The sequence below is a fragment of the Enteractinococcus fodinae genome (assembly GCF_031458395.1).
GTDB classification, from domain to species: Bacteria; Actinomycetota; Actinomycetes; order Actinomycetales; family Micrococcaceae; genus Yaniella; species Yaniella fodinae.
In genome coordinates this window covers 1,407,703-1,424,818 of the sequence record NZ_JAVDYJ010000001.1, presented here as the reverse complement: position 1 = coordinate 1,424,818, position 17,116 = coordinate 1,407,703, and the positions used below count along the sequence as shown (strand labels likewise).

Below are 17,116 nucleotides of genomic sequence, written 5' to 3'. Positions count from 1 at the left end.
GTGAGCTACCTCCGTCCTCGGGTCAGTACACGGGCCAGCGAGACCGCTGAGAGAAATCCCACAACTGAGGCCACGAGGACCATGTCGAAGAAGTAATCGGGGGCAACTAGCACACCGAGCATGATGAGCAGGCCGGTGAAACTAAACATCAGTAGGTCACCTGCCACGGCGCGATCTGCTTCACTGGAAGCGGTGATGAGGCGAATGGCAATCGCGATCATACAGCCAGCGAGCACGATAAGCCCGATATACAGGCCAAAATTTTCTGCGGTCACCCCACGTCCTCGCTTCCGATGTGACGGTTTTGTTGATCGACCGCAGATGCCTCAAATCCTCGGCGGCGCATCGCGGCCAAAATATGGTTTTGCATATCGAGCGACCCCTCAGCTACCGCAGCTGGGCTGCCGTCATAGAGGGAATGCACATAGATCCAGCGAGCCCCATCATCATCAATGTGCGTGCCCAATGTCAGTGTGCCGGGTGTGATGGTGATGAAGGCAGACAGGATGGTGACTTCAGCGTCCGTCTCACAGTCCGTTTTCACACGAGCGATACCGGGTTCAGCTTTGATGCCCGGAGTGACCAGATCATTGAGCACCGCGACAGAGGACGAGATGATTTGGCCAATGAACCACACGATCAGCCAGATCCACCGTGGTAACCAGGTTAGAGTTTTCATGGGTTCAGCACCGCCTCGACATACGTGCTGGTATCGAGCAGTCCCTCAGCCGCGATACCGGATAAGGTCAACAAGAATTGTGCCCCGAGACCAAGTATGACCGTGATCGCGGCCAAGGTGACCGATGGAGCCGCCAGTGCGAAGTTTATGCGCCGCTTGGGAATGGCCGCTTCGTCGGTTTCCAGAATCGTTTGTGTTCCAGTGAGCGTCGTGATTTGGGAGTGGGTGGCTTCGGTGGCCAGTTCCGGGGTATAGGAAATCTCATGAGCGTAAGGATCGAGGGTCTGAGAGGTGATGACCGTGCCCGATTTGGTCGCGGGCCCTCCGGAGCCTTTCTCCCAGAACATGCCCGTCCAGATCTTGAGCATCGACAGCAGGGTGATAAGCGAGACAAACAGCATGATGACGACTGCTGCAATTTCACCGGCCTCGACAGCACCGACGATGAGCAGGAATTTGGCAACGAAACCAGAAAACGGCGGTATCCCTGCCAGCGATAGCGCCGCGATCATGAAGGCTACCGCGATGACGGGTTCGGTCCGAGCGATACCGCCGAGCTCTCCTATGACGCCGGTACCATAGCGCACTTCGACTGCACCGGTGGACATAAACAGTGATGCTTTAACGATCATGTGGTGCAGCAGATAGAAGATTCCGGCTGTCAGCCCGAGCTCGGTGAACAGGGCGACGCCCAGCAGGATGTACCCGATTTGCGACACCATATGGAAGGCCAAGATGGTTCGGGTGGTTTTCTCGCCCACGGCACCGAAGACTCCGATGAGCATGGTGAGGCTGAAGAACACCACACCCACCCAAAGGTAACGGCTATCGCCGTCATAGAGGACCGCGTAAATCCGATAGATAGCGTAGATCGCGACTTTGGTGTGTAGACCAGAGAATAATGCCGTGACTGCCGGCGAGGTCGCAGGGTAAGCGCGCGCCAGCCAGCCGTGGATTGGTACCACCGAGGCCTTAATGCTCAGTGCGAAGATACAGACGGCACCTGCGATCGCAACGGCCGGGTCAAGGCTGGCTTGATCGGCGAGCACAGCGATATTCACCGATCCGGCGGTGCCGTAGATGAATCCCACGCCGATCATGTACAGCGTCGAGGTGAACAGGTTCAGCGTGACATACAGGCGCATCCCGTGGATACGGCGTACCGGCATGTTGCGGTTCGCGCTCAACACGTAGAGACCGTAACTTGGCAGCAACATGACTTCAAGGAACACAAACAGGTTGAAAAGGTCGCCGGTCAGAAGTGCGCCGTTCACCCCGGTGGTCAAGATGAGAACCAACGCCACGAAGTAGCGCGAGTTGGAGACTCGGGAGGCTTGTGCGAACCAGATGCTGACCACCGTGAGCAGTAACGTCACCGAGAGCATTAGGGCGGTGAACATGTCCGCGACAAAGGGGATCGCGATACCACCTGGCCAGTGGCCAACCTGGTGGGCTATAGCGCCCCCGTCTTGTTGCCAGAAGTAGTACACGAGGCCGAAAGCCCCGGCCAACATGCTCAGCATGGTGAGATAGGCGATCACCGCATGGAACCGAAGGCGGTGACCGGTCACGATGGCTACACCGCCGGCCAGCAACGGCACAGCAACAAATAACGGCAGGAGCATGCCGATGGTCTCTGAGCTCATGACTTCTCCTGACGAGTGGGCTGGTCTGAGTCATGCCGGACCCCGTCGGAAAGCGACTCGGCCGCGACATCAAGTTCTTCAACCGATGTCGCCGTTTCGTCGCTCTTCTCGCCGGTGACGGACAGCACGAGCATGAAGATCGTAATTGAAAACGCGATGACAATAGCCGTAAGCACGAAGGCCTGAGGTAGTGGATCGGCCATGGCAGCGGCGTCAGAAGTCGAAGGGAACGGCGCGTTCCGTCGTTCTGTTCCACCTGCGGCAAATAGGATGAGGTTGCCGGCATGGCCCAAAAGCACGAAACCCAGGATGACGCGGAGCATCTCGCGTTTGGTGAAGAGATAGACAGCACCGGCTGCCAATATCGCGACGGTCAGAGCCAAACTCATTTCGTGACCTCCCTGGGTGATCTAGCCTCGATGGGTTCTCGCGCTGCAGGGCGTTGACTCGTGGAGGCGCGCAGCGACGCTGCGCCTTCGTAGACGGCGGCCAGGCCGCGTTGAGTTCCGAGCATGTTGAGCGCACCAATGATGACACCGAGCACAGCGAAGTAGACGCCAAGGTCAAATACCAGGGAGCTATATAGTGTGTAGCCGAAGATATCCCATTGGATAGGCGCCAGATACGAGCCCTCTAGAAGGCCGATGAATCCGACCGCGGCCCCGACAATCACGCCAGCACCGATGAGACCCATGTAGGGCCAACGGATCGGGGCAATTTCATCATCGGGGGCCGCCAGGTACAACAGCGCGAACGCCGAGCCGGCGATGAGCGCGGACACGAATCCCCCACCGGACTCATTGTGACCGCGCAATAACAGCAGCAAGCTCAACCCAACCAACACGGGCAAAGCTATCTTGGCAAACGTGCGTAAATACACCGAGTTATGCGTCGCAGGAGACAGCGGTGAGGTTTCAATAAAGTGGTGCGGCCGCACCGGGTTTGGCAGTCGGGAGGCAAACAGCGCCGCGATTGATACACCAGCGACCCCCAACACGGTCAGCTCCCCGAGAGTATCGAGCGCGCGGAACTCCACCAGGATCACGTTAACGAGGTTATTCCCACCTGTCACATCACGGGCGCTTTCGGCAAAGTAGGTCGCCGGATCCGACATCCCGTTTCGACCGGTCAGAGCGAATGTTCCTGCAAAGGCTGCAATCCCGGCGCCAACGGACGCGAAGACTGCGAGTTTCGACACCGGCTCTTTCCGGCCGAACTTCTTGGGTAGCCGGTGCAAGAGCAACACCATAATGACTACCGTCAGGATTTCGACCATCAGCTGGGTCAGGGCGACGTCAACCGCACCGAGCGCGAAGAACCAGAGTGTAACGGAAAATCCGACCGTGCCAAGTACCACTACGGCGGCGACACGGGTCTTGGCCCGGACCGTAGCAATAACCCCCACCGCTACGACCGCGAAGAGCAGCCAGTCGGTCCAACGAGACAGTCCATCGTTTTGAGCCGGTAAATCGTCGATACCAAACCATCCGACTGCCGCGAGTACCACGAGCAGCGCGGAGGGGACCACCAGGTGACGTCCCGGGTTGAGTCCAGAGGTCCAGGAGCTGACGACCGCCCCGAGGTCGATGGTGCCTTGCCGGAACTTCTCCACAGCCCCTAAGCCGGAGTATTTCAACGGGCGCGGCACTAAGAATGCTTCTATGCGTGGCTGCTGCCAGACCGCCACCGCACCGATCGCTATGACGAGTGCGGATAATAACAGGGCGGGCGTAATGCCATGCCACAGCGAGAGCTCAACATTTTGGGCTGATCCGGTTGTTTGTGTGGAGGCCGTGGAGATCAGGCCGTTGAGGAAGAACGGCGCGAGACCTAACACGAGTGATAGCACGGCATTGAGCGCAGGATATCCCCAGAAAGTGGCTGGCCCTTCAGGAACGGGAACCAAGTTAGCGCCTGAGCCACGAGGGGTGTTAATCCATTCGCGAGGTGACCGATAGTGTCCCATCGCGCCTAGAACAAATCGTCCGGAGTAGGCAAACGTTGCGATGGCGGTAATGACAGCCACTGTGGTCAACAGGGCGGGTAGCATTCCCGGCAATTCCGCGCCCAAGAAGACTTCGAAAAGTTTCTCTTTCGATACGAAGCCTAGCAGCGGTGGCAGCCCTGCCATGGAAGCCGCGCCGAGCACGACGACGGTCATAGTGGCCGGCATTGACACTTTCCGTACGGTCAACATCCGCATATCGCGTGTGCCCGCTTCATGGTCGATGACACCGACAGACAAGAACAATGCTGATTTGAATAGCGCGTGGGCCACGGTGTGCAGTAGTGCGGCCGTGAGTGCCAAGGGGGTTCCGATACCGATCAACGCAACTAAGTACCCCAGTTGCGACATGGTCGAATACGCTAGGAGCTCTTTGAGATCGTAGCGACGCAGCGCGGCGACCGCACCCATCAGAGCGGTCACAAGTCCCGACCCAATAAGTAAGGTGGTCCACAGTACGTCCTGGGCCAAGACCGGTGAGAAAAGCAGAAGAAGGAAAATGCCGGCTTTGACCATCGCTGCGGCGTGAAGATAAGCCGAGACCGGCGAGATCGCAACCATTGAGTCCGGCAGCCAGGACTGAAACGGGAACTGCGCCGATTTGGTGAAAGCCGCCAGTGCCAGGGTGATAACCAACCAGGTGGTGACCGTGGGGTCCTGCCACATGTCAGATGCCAGAACCTCAGTGATGACCGTCGTACCGGTGTTAGCAATCATAATGGCGACGGCTGCTAGGAGGCCAAGCCCACCGGCGACGGTTACTAAGAGTGTTCGAACCGCAGGTTTGCGGGCATGAGAACCCGATCGTCCGATCAAAAAGAATGATGCTAACGTGGTTGCTTCCCACGCGACGTACAGGACCATCAGATCGTTGGTCAGCACCAGGACCAACATGGCCAGCGCAAACGTCGTCATCCCAAGGTAGAAGCTGGTAATTTTTGTTCTGGCCAGATATCGGGAGGAATAGAACAACACTCCCGCGCCAATGACGAGCACCAGGAGCGAGAACAGGAGCGAGAGTCCCGTCAGGCGCAGATGGAACCCTACGTTAAGAAAATCTGGAATCCAGGGATAATATTCGACGACGGTGCCCTGGGTGGCATACGCGTAGACGAGCACACCAGCGGCTGCTACGAGCGGCAACCAGAGGACCCACCCGGCTTTTGCGTGCAGCGAGCGTGACATCGGAGCTGACAAAATTACCGCTACCAATGTGAGCAAGACTGCAGTCAGCAGCACAGGCGACACCTCATTTGGACAGGCCAGCGAAAGCGATTCGATTTCTGCCAGCTACTCGAGCTTTGAACGTATGGCCACGCCATATTGGCGCACCCGACAATCCTTGCATACCGTTATGGCGGTTTCAAACTAAACTACATGGTCGAAGTGTGGTGAATCCCACCTTGACGTGTCCGTGAAATTCCGACACGAAGCGGCCATGCCACACGAACTATTCGGGCTACTATGTCTCCGCTCTAACCCTATCCGCCAAATCTTCAGTGCTTGGCTACGCGTCAGGCATGCGCGTGGGTAGAGGGAGCACAGGCATCGACGTGGAGCCACCAATGCATCAGGAAAAGTTTTAGCAGCAGTACTGAGGCTGCAAGATATATAAGAAAGCTTCCCCCGCTTCATACAGGGTGTGTAGCGCAGCTACTCAAGAGCGGAGAGGCGTTGGGCGGGTCGGTGGCTGCCTGGCAAGTTCGCCCTGGCCCATTCCGCGCATGCATCAATCGAGGGGTGCCACGTAATCTCGTGCCCACGTCCTGGAATGACAAAACCCCAGAATGCGACTTCTGGGGTTAGTATTCATCTCGTCGTGTATCCGGAGATTTTGTACCCGAAGTGGGACTCGAACCCACACATCTTTCGATATTGCATTTTGAGTGCAACGCGTCTACCAATTCCGCCATTCGGGCTAGGCACCTAAGCTATTTTACACAACTTTGAGGAATTACAAAACGGAGCCTGTCGGGTATCTAACGTACAATGAAACACTGACGAACGCACTAGTGAGCCAACGAAGAGGTCCCGATGACAGACAGCGAGTCACCCGCACCAATGCGTATCGTAGTGGCTGAAGACGAGACAATTATCCGGTTAGATATTGTCGAGACCCTCACGGGGCAAGGCTATGAGGTTGTTGGTGAGGCCGATAATGGGCAGCGGGCCATTGAGTTGGTTGAGGAGCTGTCGCCTGATGTGGTGTTGATGGACATTTCAATGCCGATTATGGACGGGTTGTCTGCCACCCGCTCGATTTCGGAAAGGTCGTTAGCACCGGTCGTTATTCTCACAGCGTTTTCGCAGCGCGATCTGATCGAGCAGGCGACCCAGGCCGGTGCCATGAGCTATATCGTGAAACCGTTTAGCGAAACCGATTTAGTGCCGGCCATTGAGCTGGCTCGCGCGCGATTCGAGCAGCTGGTCACCCTGGAGGCTGAAGTTTCTGACCTGGAGACGCGGTTTGAGACCCGCAAATTGGTGGACCGCGCGAAAACGTTGTTACAACAGCGGCTGGAGATTACTGAACCTGAAGCGTTTCGGTGGATCCAGAAAACTTCGATGGACCGGCGTTTGACCATGAAGGAAGTTGCCCAGACGGTGATCGACCAGCTGGGCAACCCCTCCCCCTAAGCCCTACATTGGGGACCAGCCGGATACCGCATCCCAGCGGTGCGCTGAGGGCGCGACCGCGGTGTCAATCAGCGCTGGGTCAATTTCTGCGGTGGTTGAGCCCATGCGGTGGACTTTGAGCATGTTCGTGGTGCCGGGAACTCCCGGGGGCGAGCCGGCCACCATCACGACCAGATCATTAATTTCGGCTAGACCGCTTTTGACGAGTTCATAGTCGATTTGTTCGGTCATCTGGTCCGTCGAATCCTTGAACGGCACGATGCGTGGTATTACGCCCCAAGACAGGCATAATACGTTGCTAGTCGTGTACGAGTGTGTGAAGGCGTAGATCGGTTGTGGTGCACGCAGTCGCGAGAGTCGTCGCGCCGAGTCACCCGACTGAGTGAAGGCTACGAGGAACGGGATGTCCAGCGATTTGGCAATATCAACGGCTGCACGGGTGATCGCCCCGCCGCGAGTGCCGGGACGTGTACCCAACGGCGGCATCCGATCAAGACCCTGCTCTTCGGCGGATTTGATGATACTGGCCATGGTCTGCACGGTTCGTACGGGGTACTTTCCTACTGAAGTTTCGCCCGAGAGCATCACAGCGTCAGCACCATCTAAGACCGCGTTGGCGCAGTCGGAAGTCTCTGCACGCGTTGGTCGTGGGTTCTCGATCATCGATTCGAGTACCTGGGTGGCCACAATGACCGGCTTCGCCCAGCGGCGTGCTAAATCGATTGCGTCCTTCTGTACCACCGGGACCTGTTCGAGTGGCAGCTCTACCCCAAGGTCGCCCCGAGCCACCATGATCGCATCGAAAGCATCAATGATTTCTTGCAAGTTGTCGATCGCCTGAGGTTTTTCGATCTTTGCGATAACCGGGATGCGGCGACCTTCTTCTTCCATAATGCGGTGGACCGCATCGATGTCGTCGGCACGGCGTACAAAGGACAACGCGACCATATCCACGCCCAATTCCAGGGCGAAGCGTAGGTCTTCTTCGTCTTTCTCGGTCAGGGCCGGAATACTGACGGCAACACCCGGAAGGTTGATACCTTTATTATTCGAGACCATGCCGCCAATGACGACATTCGTCACCACATCAGTTTCGGTGACCTCGATGGCTTGGAGTGCAATTTTTCCATCATCGATGAGGAGTTCATCACCGACCTCGACATCTTGCGGCAGTCCCTTGAAGGTGGTCGAGCAGATGTCCTGGGTGCCTTCGATGTCTCGGGTGGTGATGGTGAAGGTATCCCCGTCCTCTAACAGATGGGGGCCGTCTGCGAAGCGGCCCAGTCGAATTTTGGGACCCTGCAGGTCAGCGAAGATGGCGACGGGTTGATCCAAGTCCGATGAAGCTTGCCGGATCGTTTTGAACGTCGAGGTGTGAACTGCATGCTCGCCGTGGCTGAAGTTTAGGCGTGCAACATTCACCCCGGCTTTGATTAGTTCACTTGTGGTTTCGTACCCCTGTGTGGCGGGGCCAAATGTGGCGACAATTTTCGCGTGTCTCATAATCCCTCAGTCTATGGTCGATGGTTTCGAAAGTTAATGACTGGGCATTGATGAGCCACATGACTTCCGTCATGATGAGGGCTTATCGACGTCGCTGTCGCCCGGTTGAGACTGATCTTCGTCGAGCGGTTCGGTCGGTTCCGTATCGGAGGCGCTTTGGGGACGTTCCTCATGACCGTCGCGATAGATTTTCTCGGCCTCGGCTTGCGCTTCTGGGGTTTTGGGTCGATTCACGATCGCATAAATCAACAGCCCGACAGCCAGGAGGAACATCAACACTGACATCCACGTGTTGGTGCGTGCGGTGATCCCCAGAATGGTGAATTCTTGAGCCGCGTCCAAGCGGATGGACTCGATCGGGATCCGACCCAGGGTGTACCAAACGATATAGGAGGCCAACATCATCCCGTTGCGCAGCTTGAACCGCCGGTCGATCAGGAGCAGCACCGCCACGCCCAAGAGGTTCCACAATGATTCGTAGAGGAAAGTGGGATGGAACAAGGTGTCTGCTGGCAACCCGGCCGGGAAATTATAGTGGTCGGCTTCGACTTCCAGCCCCCACGGCAATGTGGTGGGCTCACCGAAGAGTTCTTGGTTGAAGTAGTTGCCCCACCGGCCAACGGCCTGTGCCAACAGGACGCCGGGTGCTATGGCATCAGCCATCGGAAGCATGCGCAGCCCGTAGCGCCGACACCCGAACCAGACGCCCAGCGCCCCGCCGATGATCGCACCCCAGATCGCAATGCCACCTTCCCAGATGGCAAAGATTTTCCAGGGGTCGCCTGAACCGTCGTAGCCGGGGCCAAAGTATACATCGGGCACGGTGAGCACGTGGTAAAGCCGGGCACCGATGATCCCAAAGACGACGGCCCAGAGGCCGACGTCATACATTTGTTCGGCTTTACCGCCGCGAGCCGCCCAACGTTTGCCACCTAACCAGAAGGCCAGGACACCACCGGCGATAATGCAGAGCGCATAGAGATGGATCTTGAAGGGTCCGATCTCGAAACCGTCAGTGGGTGGTGGCGGGATCGATGCGATCAGCGTCGCAAGCTGCATAGCGAGTGGGCCTGTCCTTTGGGTCGCGGGCTAGTTAGGCTTTGTGGGCGCCGGTAACGAGTCGTCGGGTGATCTCTCCGACCGCTTCCGGACCACCGTCACGTAGCGCGGTGACCAAGGTGGTGCCCACGATGGCGCCATCAGCATAGCTGCCGATCTCTGCGACGTGATCCGGTTCGGATATCCCAAGGCCTACACAGACGCGGGGTGCTCCGGCGGCGTGAGCGCGTTGGACGACCCGTTCGGCAGCGTCGGAGACGGCGGTACGGGCACCGGTGATGCCCATGATGGACACCGCGTAGACAAAGCCCCGTGACGATTCAACGGTGAGTTTGACGCGATCATCGGGTGAGGACGGTGCGGTCAGGAAGATTCGATCAAGGCCGTATTTATCCGAGGCCTCAAACCATTCACCGGCTTCTTCAGGTACCAAGTCTGGGGTGACGAGTCCGGCGCCACCGGCTTCGGCGAATCGCCGGGAGAATTCATCGACTCCCATCTGCGCGACGAGATTCCAATACGTCATAATGACCACGGCGGCGTCGGTGCGGGAGGTAACTTCTTTGACGATGTGAAACACATCGGCCACCCGAAAACCATTTTGCAAAGCCTGCGCGGTGGCTTTTTGGATGACTTCCCCATCCATCACCGGATCCGAGTAGGGCAAGCCGATTTCGATGATGTCGGCACCGTTATTGCCCAACTGGACTGCGGCCTCGATCGATTCTTCGATGCTTGGATACCCCGCGGGTAGGTACCCGATAAAGGCCGTACGGCCTTCGGCACGTGCCTGTTCAATTTTCTCTGCGGTCAGAGAGCGAATCTGTTGTTCTGTCATGGGATTATTCTCCAAGCTCGGTGAGATCTTCTGGGACCATACCGAACCAGGTTGCGGCGGTACTGACGTCTTTATCACCGCGACCGGACAGGCTGACGATGATGACCTTCTGTTCGGCTGCTGGGGTGTCAGCAGTGACCACGCCCTCCTCGACCCAGCGTTCGGCCAGCCGCTGCGCGCCTGCTAGTGCGTGGGCAGACTCGATGGCGGGCATGATGCCTTCCGACTGACTGAGCGATTTAAAGGCGTTCATTGCCTCAGCATCGGAGACCGGCTGGTAATCCACCCGCCCGGTGTCGTGCAAGTAGGCATGTTCGGGGCCGACGCCAGGGTAGTCCAGCCCGGCCGAGACTGAATGCGAATCGATAGTCTGACCGTCTTCGTCTTGCATCAGATAGGTGCGAGCTCCGTGGAGTACGCCGACTCGGCCCAAGGTAATTGGGGCGGCATGCTTACCGGTCTCGACGCCTGCGCCGCCGGCTTCCATCCCATAGAGCTCCACCTCGGCATCATCAAGGAAGGCGTGGAAGATACCAATGGCGTTGGATCCCCCACCGACGCAGGCCACCACGGCGTCTGGAAGTTTGCCGACTTGAGCCTGCGACTGCTCGCGAGCTTCTTCGCCGATGACCTGGTGGAAGTATCGCACCATTTCTGGGAAGGGCGACGGACCGGTGACAGTACCCAGCAAATAATGGGTGTTCTCAACAGAAGCTACCCAGTCACGCAGTGCTTCGTTGATCGCGTCTTTGAGGGTTCGAGCACCAATGTCGACGGCTTTGACTTCGGCCCCGAGGAGCTCCATTCGGGCGACGTTGAGGGCCTGACGTTTGGTGTCAGCCTCACCCATATACACGGTGCATTCCATCCCGAACAGGGCGGCCGCGGTAGCGGTCGCGACCCCGTGCTGACCCGCACCGGTTTCAGCGATCAACCGGGTCTTGCCCATCCGCTTGGCGAGCAGGGCCTGACCGATGACGTTATTAATCTTGTGCGAACCGGTGTGGTTGAGGTCTTCGCGCTTCAAGAAGATACGAACCCCAGGATATGCTTGCGCGAACCGGGGCACCTCGGTGAGCAATGAAGGCCGGTTGATGTAGTTTGCGTACAAGTCCTGGAGTTCCTCGACGAACGCCGGATCGTCGACGGCGGTTCGGAAGGTCTGCTCTACTTCTTGTAACGCGGCCATGAGCGATTCTGGCATCCAGCGTCCACCGTATTTACCAAAGTATGGCCCCTCCTGCTGCCGGAAGGCTCCGTGGTGTTCTTGCGGATTGGACTGTGGGGTATCCATTGGGCTCATGAAATGTCTTTCCGTATACGAAAACACCTGGCCCGAGGAAGAGTGTCTCCGGGACAGGTTGAGGGGTGGTTAGGATCTGCTGGCTTGCCGGAAGTCAGCGATCGCTTGTCGTGGTTCACCGTGTTTGACCAGTGCTTCTCCAACAAGAACAGCATCTGCGCCTTGTGCTGCGTACATCGCGACGTCGCTGGCTTGTTTGACGCCGGACTCCGCGACTCGCACGACGTTTGCTGGCAGATGCCCCGCCAGCGTGCCGTAATGTGCGGTATCTACTTCCAGAGTCTTGAGGTTGCGCACATTGACACCCACGATGGAGGCATTCACCGCAACGGCGCGCTGAATTTCCTCGACGGTATGAGTCTCGACCAGCGCGTGCATCCCGAGCTCATGGGTCAGGGCCAGGTAATCTCGCAGTTGGGTATCGTCCAGTGCAGCGACGATCAACAATACGAGATCAGCACCGTGAGCGCGAGCTTCATAAATCTGATATTCATCGACGGTGAAGTCTTTGCGCAGCAACGGAATATCAACTCGCGCGCGGACCGCGTCGAAATCTTCGAGAGATCCACCGAAGCGGCGCCGTTCGGTCAGGACAGAAATCGCCGCGGCTCCCCCGGCGGCATATTGCGCTGCCAGTTCTGCCGGCGAAGCGATGTCTGCCAGCGGTCCAGCGGAGGGCGATTCGCGCTTGACCTCGGCGATGATCCCCACGCCCGCAGCGTTGTCACGGCCACCTACCAGTGCGTCATACGCATTGCGCGCAGGTGCCGCTTCGGCAGCCAGTTGTTGCATGCGCGCCAGCGGGGTGGTGGCTTTTCGGGTGTCCATGTCTTCTACGACACCCGCGATGATGCTGTCGAGGACCGTTCCGGTGCTAGGGGATGGCGTCATTTATGAGTAGTCTCCGTTGGCGCCACGACCGGTGAGCCGCATGACGAACCCTACGATCGGTCCCAGTGCTGCGATCACGATACCGACCCACATGACGATCCACCAGGAAGCCAGCGACCCAATGGCTGCGACCAGCAGGCCAACCAGGACCAGGGCGACCAGGGCCCAGGCGGCAGGTGAGTTCCCTTGGCTGGGGGCCGCGTCATGGGTTGGGTCGTTGAGGATGCGTCCGTATTCGTCGACTTGGATCTCATCGGTGTCGACTTGCACTCTATCTTTGCTGTAAGCCATGGTGATGTTGCCTTTCTTTCAGCCAGTATTTTCCGGCAGCCTCAAGTTGCTTGCGATGATAGCTGCGTCCCATTCTGCCATTTTTTCTCCGACCTAGGTGTAGAACACGAACTGCTACGAGATTTTAGGTGGGGTCTTCGCCACGAGATAATTCGTCCCAGGTGTCGATTTCATCGAGCTGCCCGTCGCGGTCGGCCCGGTGTGGTTGCTGTTGTTCGCCGACGTCGTATTTCTTCGTTTTGCCTACCGGCCATCGACGCCCCACAATCAAGGCAATTAGTCCACCGAGAACAGTGATCACGGCTCCCGCGACGGTCAGCCAGGGCAGTGCGGAGACTTCAAGCTGTGCGCCAGGTTCGTCAAAGCCTGTCGTTCCGGTCGTTTCGGCAATTTTTAGAGCTACCGCACTGAGTGGGTTGGTAATGACGTTGATCGTGGCCCAGCCCATAGTCACTGCAGCAAGGATGGCCAGGATGCCGATGATCCACCGCCCGATCCTGCGAGCAATGGACAATGCCGCCCCAGCAGCAATGCTCACCAGTGCCATCGCCGTAATCACCGGGGACGCCTCTTGGCCGGATAATTGGACCAGATCGATATGTGCGGCTTCGAACCCGGTTGCGGTGACCCACGTTTGAGTTGCGCCGATCAGGGCCAGCACTCCACCTAACAGCAGGATCAGCACGGTCATGCTGCGGGTTGGACGTACGGGTGACTCGGTCACTTCGGATGGTTGCGGTGTGGTCATGTAGAAGAGTTTTCAGCCTTGACATCTTGGAGCTGCTGGGCTGCCAGTACGGCGCGGATGGCAGCGGTTGCTTTGGTGAGCGTTTCTTCGGCTTCAGAGGCCGGCACCGATTCGGCCACGATACCAGCTCCGGCTTGGAGGTAGGCGATCTGGTCTTTGAGAACAGCGGTGCGAATCGTGATAGCCATATCCATATTGCCGGCCAGGTCGAAGTATCCAACCGTGCCACCAAACGGGCCGCGGGCGTGCGGTTCCCACGCATCCAGTAGTTCCAGTGCGCGATGTTTGGGCGATCCGGACAGGGTGCCGGCCGGGAAATTCGCGCGCAACACATCCAGAGCGGTCGTGTTGGCTGCGATGTCTCCTTCGACGGTGGAGACGAGGTGCAGGATGTGCGAAAACTGCTGGACGATCATGTAATCGGACACTTCAACTGTGCCAGGAGCGCATACGCAGGATAGTTCGGATTTCGCGAGATCGACCAGTTGCTGGTGTTCTTCGCGTTCCTTGGGGTCTGCTAGCAGTTCGTCGGAGATGGACCGGATGCTGCGGGTCGGATCTTTCGGTTTGGAACCACCGATCGGGTGCGTCAGCACGCGGTTATCTTTGACCGATACCAACGTCTCGGGTGAGGCACCCACGAGGTGGTAGACGCCCTCGCGATCGGGGTAGTCGAAGGTGTACAGGAACATGTATGGGCTGGGATTAATAGCCCGAAGTACGCGATAGGTGTCGAAGGCGGTCGCGGTGGTCTCAGCGGTGAAACGCCGCGAGATGACCAGTTGAGACACCTCCCCGTCGCGGATGGATTGCTGGGTTTTACGTACCGCAGCGAGAAAATCTTGTTCCGGCCAGGAATGTTGAATGTCACGGGAAAAGTCCCGATCAAGCCACCCGGCAGGGGCGACGGAGACCGGATCGGCGACCGGCTCGACCAGCCGGTGCGTCATGTCTTGCAGGCGAGCGACAGCGCGGTCGTAGGCCTCATCAACACCGGTGGCTTCGCCATCGAAGTTGATGGCGTTGGCTACCAGGGTGACGGTGCCATCAAAGGCATCGTGGATGGCAAGATCGGTCACGAGATTCATGGCCATGGACGGTAAGTTCAGGTCATCGGCTGGCCCGTCACCAAGTTCGACCCAGGCTCGGACGGTGTCCCAGCCCAGGAAGCCCACAAAGCCTGAAACCAAGTACGGCAGTGCGTCGGAGATTTCAGCCCGCACATCGGTGGCGAGAAATTCTAGAGCCGCCTCGAGTACTTCTATTGGGGTGCCGGTGGATGGCACTCCGGCTGGAACCTGTCCTTGCCAGACCGCCTGACCGTTGTGCTCGGTCAAGGTAGCGGCGGTGCCTGCCCCAATAAATGAGTAGCGTGACCAATTGCCATCTTGACCGGCAGATTCCAAGAGAAACGTGCCGGGTGCATCGTTGGCGAGCCGACGGTATATCCCCACGGGAGTTAACGCGTCGGGCAAGACTTTCGTGGTGACGGGGATGACCTTGTGGTCTGCAGCGGCAAGTTCGCGAAATGTTTCTCGAGTCGGAAACACGGGGCCAATATCACGCATCGTGGCCTTTCGTGGTGTCAGGGGTCTCTTGGGTTCCGGTGACGATCAGTTGTCGGTCGGTAAAGCACGTGCGGGTGCCGGTGTGGCAAGCGGGACCGTGCTGGCGGACGGTCACCAACAGAGCATCGTGGTCGCAGTCCAACGATACCGCCACGACGTGTTGCGTATTGCCGGAGGTGTCACCCTTGCGCCAGTAATCGGCTCGGGAGCGAGACCAGTACCAGGCGCGCCCGGTTGTCAAAGTCATATGCAGTGCCTGATCGTTCATCCAGCCCAACATGAGAACTTCGAGAGTGTCGGCGTCTTGGACGATGGCGGGGACTAATCCATCACTATTGCGTTTCAGCCGAGCCGCGATTTCAGGGTCAAGATCGGATTCGGGCAGTGAAACTTTGGAATTGTTCATGATGGATCCAGTCTAGAGCGGCTTGTCTCCTGTTGCCACTGATCAACACGTGATAATTTCACATATGTGACAAACATATCTGCGGGCTCCATGAATTACGACGGCGATGACTTCGTTGCCGCATCGCGCGCTGCTCTGGTAGCGGCGCTGTACGCTGCGGGACCGAATGAGCCGACGCTCGTGGAGCAATGGCAGACTCAGCATTTGGCAGCTGCAGTTTATTTGCGTGAAAACCCGCATCGAGTCACTGAACGCGAGCTTGGCAACGGTGCTGCAGCCCGCAATACCGCCATCCAGCAGCTGGGCGAAGAGTCCTCGTCACGCAAAGCTTTTTATAATCTCGTCCGAAATATCGCCGACGGGCCCGAAGAGCCCCCTGCAGCTCCGCGTCAATCGTTGTTGTCCCGATTGCGTCGTAGCGTGACCCAGCGTCGCCAAGAGACTGAAAGCATGCTGTTACATTTTTTTGTGCACACCGAAGATATTCGCCGTGCACAGGCCCGCTGGGCGCCGCGCAAGCTGACCGATGAGTATGCTGATGCGCTGTTTGAGCAGCTGCGCGAGCATGCCCGAAGATACTATGCCAATGCAAAAACCGGGTATGTGCTCATTCGAACGAATGGTGAACGTATCGTGGCGAAACGCGGGACGGATCAAACATTTGTGACGGGCCCGGCCGGCGAGCTGGTGTTACACGCACTCGGCCGGCCAGACCACGCCTTAGTACTCATTGACCGACCGTAGTCGGTACCCGGTTAGCGACGGACCGGGTATCCGGCGGCTTCGATGGCGTCTTTGACTTGCGCAATCATGTCATCTGGGCCGTAGTGGAACAGTGACGCGGCCAGCACAGCGTTGGCACCGGCTTCGATGGCGGGCGGGAAATGAGCCGGCTCCCCCGCTCCGCCGGAGGCAATCAGTGGTACGCCGACAGCCTGGCGGATTGCGCGGATCATTTCCAGATCAAACCCGTCGCGGGTACCATCAGCATCGATCGAGTTGATCAAGATTTCCCCGACACCGCGTTCTTCTGCTTCTTGGACCCATTCGATAGCGTCTTTTCCGGTGCCTTCTTGACCGCCCTTGATCATCACTTCATAACCGGATGGCATCTGTGCATTGGAGCGGGCATCCAGCGACAACACGAGGACTTGGGCTCCCCAACGACGGGCGATGTCATTGATGAGCTCTGGGTTCGTGACGGCAGCGGAGCTAACAGATACTTTGTCGGCACCGTTGCGCAACAAGTTCTCTACGTGGTCCACGCTGCGAATCCCACCACCGACCGTCAAAGGAATGAAGGCCTGTTTGGCGGTGCGGTTGACCAAATCGTAGGTGGTGTCACGATTTTCGGTGGTCGCAGTGACGTCGAGGAAAGTGAGTTCGTCGGCACCGGCGGCGTTATAACGATGAGCGAGTTCCACTGGGTCCCCGGCGTCACGCAGGTTTTCGAAGTTGACGCCTTTGACGACGCGGCCGTTATTGACATCCAGGCATGGGATGACGCGAATTGCAGTGCTCATAATATTCCTCGCGGTTGAT

17 protein-coding genes and 1 tRNA gene are annotated in these 17,116 nt (G+C 58.0%); 2 read left to right on the top strand and 16 right to left on the bottom strand.

Annotated elements, in window-relative coordinates:
- Positions 1-5: 5 nt before the first annotated feature.
- The 6 genes from J2S62_RS06725 to J2S62_RS06700 form a co-directional block, all read right to left on the bottom strand.
- The gene (locus tag J2S62_RS06725) at positions 6-275 is read right to left on the bottom strand and encodes a monovalent cation/H+ antiporter complex subunit F (RefSeq protein WP_310172857.1); all 270 of its coding nucleotides are present in this window, start codon (positions 273-275) and stop codon (positions 6-8) included.
- Positions 272-679 (bottom strand): Na+/H+ antiporter subunit E, encoded by a 408-nt coding sequence (locus tag J2S62_RS06720; RefSeq protein WP_310172855.1) that lies wholly within the window; start codon positions 677-679, stop codon positions 272-274. Before J2S62_RS06720 ends, J2S62_RS06725 begins: the two co-directional genes overlap by 4 nt.
- Positions 676-2,325, bottom strand: a complete 1,650-nt coding sequence (locus J2S62_RS06715; RefSeq protein ID WP_310172853.1) for a monovalent cation/H+ antiporter subunit D family protein — start codon at positions 2,323-2,325, stop codon at positions 676-678. The genes J2S62_RS06720 and J2S62_RS06715 overlap by 4 nt, the downstream gene beginning before the upstream one ends.
- The gene (locus tag J2S62_RS06710; RefSeq protein WP_310172851.1) at positions 2,322-2,714 is read right to left on the bottom strand and encodes a sodium:proton antiporter; all 393 of its coding nucleotides are present in this window, start codon (positions 2,712-2,714) and stop codon (positions 2,322-2,324) included. Before J2S62_RS06710 ends, J2S62_RS06715 begins: the two co-directional genes overlap by 4 nt.
- On the bottom strand, positions 2,711-5,569 hold the full coding sequence (locus tag J2S62_RS06705) for a DUF4040 family protein (protein ID WP_310172849.1): 2,859 nt from the start codon (positions 5,567-5,569) through the stop codon (positions 2,711-2,713). The genes J2S62_RS06710 and J2S62_RS06705 overlap by 4 nt, the downstream gene beginning before the upstream one ends.
- A 598-nt stretch (positions 5,570-6,167) precedes the next feature.
- A tRNA-Leu gene (locus tag J2S62_RS06700) sits at positions 6,168-6,249 on the bottom strand.
- Positions 6,250-6,364: 115 nt separating this feature from the next.
- Between J2S62_RS06700 and J2S62_RS06695 the strand changes: the two genes are divergently transcribed.
- Positions 6,365-6,967 carry an ANTAR domain-containing response regulator gene (locus J2S62_RS06695; protein WP_310172847.1) on the top strand — a complete coding sequence of 201 codons (603 nt, stop codon included), beginning with the start codon at positions 6,365-6,367 and terminating at the stop codon, positions 6,965-6,967.
- A 3-nt stretch (positions 6,968-6,970) separates the two neighbouring features.
- On the opposite strand, the gene pyk is transcribed toward J2S62_RS06695, so the two are convergent.
- From pyk to hisI, 9 genes are all read right to left on the bottom strand, one after another.
- Positions 6,971-8,470 carry a pyruvate kinase gene (gene pyk, locus J2S62_RS06690; RefSeq protein ID WP_310172845.1) on the bottom strand — a complete coding sequence of 500 codons (1,500 nt, stop codon included), beginning with the start codon at positions 8,468-8,470 and terminating at the stop codon, positions 6,971-6,973.
- Between the two features lie 69 nt (positions 8,471-8,539).
- Positions 8,540-9,529 carry a prolipoprotein diacylglyceryl transferase gene (lgt, locus tag J2S62_RS06685; RefSeq protein ID WP_310172841.1) on the bottom strand — a complete coding sequence of 330 codons (990 nt, stop codon included), beginning with the start codon at positions 9,527-9,529 and terminating at the stop codon, positions 8,540-8,542.
- A gap of 34 nt (positions 9,530-9,563) precedes the next feature.
- On the bottom strand, positions 9,564-10,367 hold the full coding sequence (gene trpA / locus J2S62_RS06680; protein ID WP_310172839.1) for a tryptophan synthase subunit alpha: 804 nt from the start codon (positions 10,365-10,367) through the stop codon (positions 9,564-9,566).
- Between the two features lie 4 nt (positions 10,368-10,371).
- A complete protein-coding gene (gene trpB / locus J2S62_RS06675; protein WP_310172837.1) occupies positions 10,372-11,661 on the bottom strand; it encodes a tryptophan synthase subunit beta in 1,290 nt (429 codons plus the stop codon).
- Between the two features lie 78 nt (positions 11,662-11,739).
- Positions 11,740-12,561, bottom strand: a complete 822-nt coding sequence (gene trpC, locus J2S62_RS06670; protein WP_310172835.1) for an indole-3-glycerol phosphate synthase TrpC — start codon at positions 12,559-12,561, stop codon at positions 11,740-11,742.
- Positions 12,562-12,852: an HGxxPAAW family protein gene (locus J2S62_RS06665; RefSeq protein ID WP_310172834.1), complete on the bottom strand. Its 291-nt coding sequence runs from the start codon at positions 12,850-12,852 to the stop codon at positions 12,562-12,564.
- Positions 12,853-12,976: 124 nt separating this feature from the next.
- Positions 12,977-13,600 carry a Trp biosynthesis-associated membrane protein gene (locus J2S62_RS06660; protein WP_310172832.1) on the bottom strand — a complete coding sequence of 208 codons (624 nt, stop codon included), beginning with the start codon at positions 13,598-13,600 and terminating at the stop codon, positions 12,977-12,979.
- Positions 13,597-15,168, bottom strand: a complete 1,572-nt coding sequence (locus J2S62_RS06655) for a chorismate-binding protein (protein ID WP_310172830.1) — start codon at positions 15,166-15,168, stop codon at positions 13,597-13,599. Before J2S62_RS06655 ends, J2S62_RS06660 begins: the two co-directional genes overlap by 4 nt.
- Positions 15,161-15,574: a phosphoribosyl-AMP cyclohydrolase gene (gene hisI, locus J2S62_RS06650; protein ID WP_310172828.1), complete on the bottom strand. Its 414-nt coding sequence runs from the start codon at positions 15,572-15,574 to the stop codon at positions 15,161-15,163. The genes J2S62_RS06655 and hisI overlap by 8 nt, the downstream gene beginning before the upstream one ends.
- A 66-nt stretch (positions 15,575-15,640) precedes the next feature.
- On the opposite strand from hisI, the gene J2S62_RS06645 reads away from it, so the two are divergent.
- Positions 15,641-16,318, top strand: coding sequence for a maleylpyruvate isomerase family mycothiol-dependent enzyme (locus tag J2S62_RS06645; protein ID WP_310172826.1), 678 nt, complete (start codon positions 15,641-15,643; stop codon positions 16,316-16,318).
- An 11-nt stretch (positions 16,319-16,329) separates the two neighbouring features.
- On the opposite strand, the gene hisF is transcribed toward J2S62_RS06645, so the two are convergent.
- Positions 16,330-17,097: an imidazole glycerol phosphate synthase subunit HisF gene (hisF, locus tag J2S62_RS06640; protein WP_310172822.1), complete on the bottom strand. Its 768-nt coding sequence runs from the start codon at positions 17,095-17,097 to the stop codon at positions 16,330-16,332.
- Positions 17,098-17,116 lie beyond the last annotated feature (19 nt).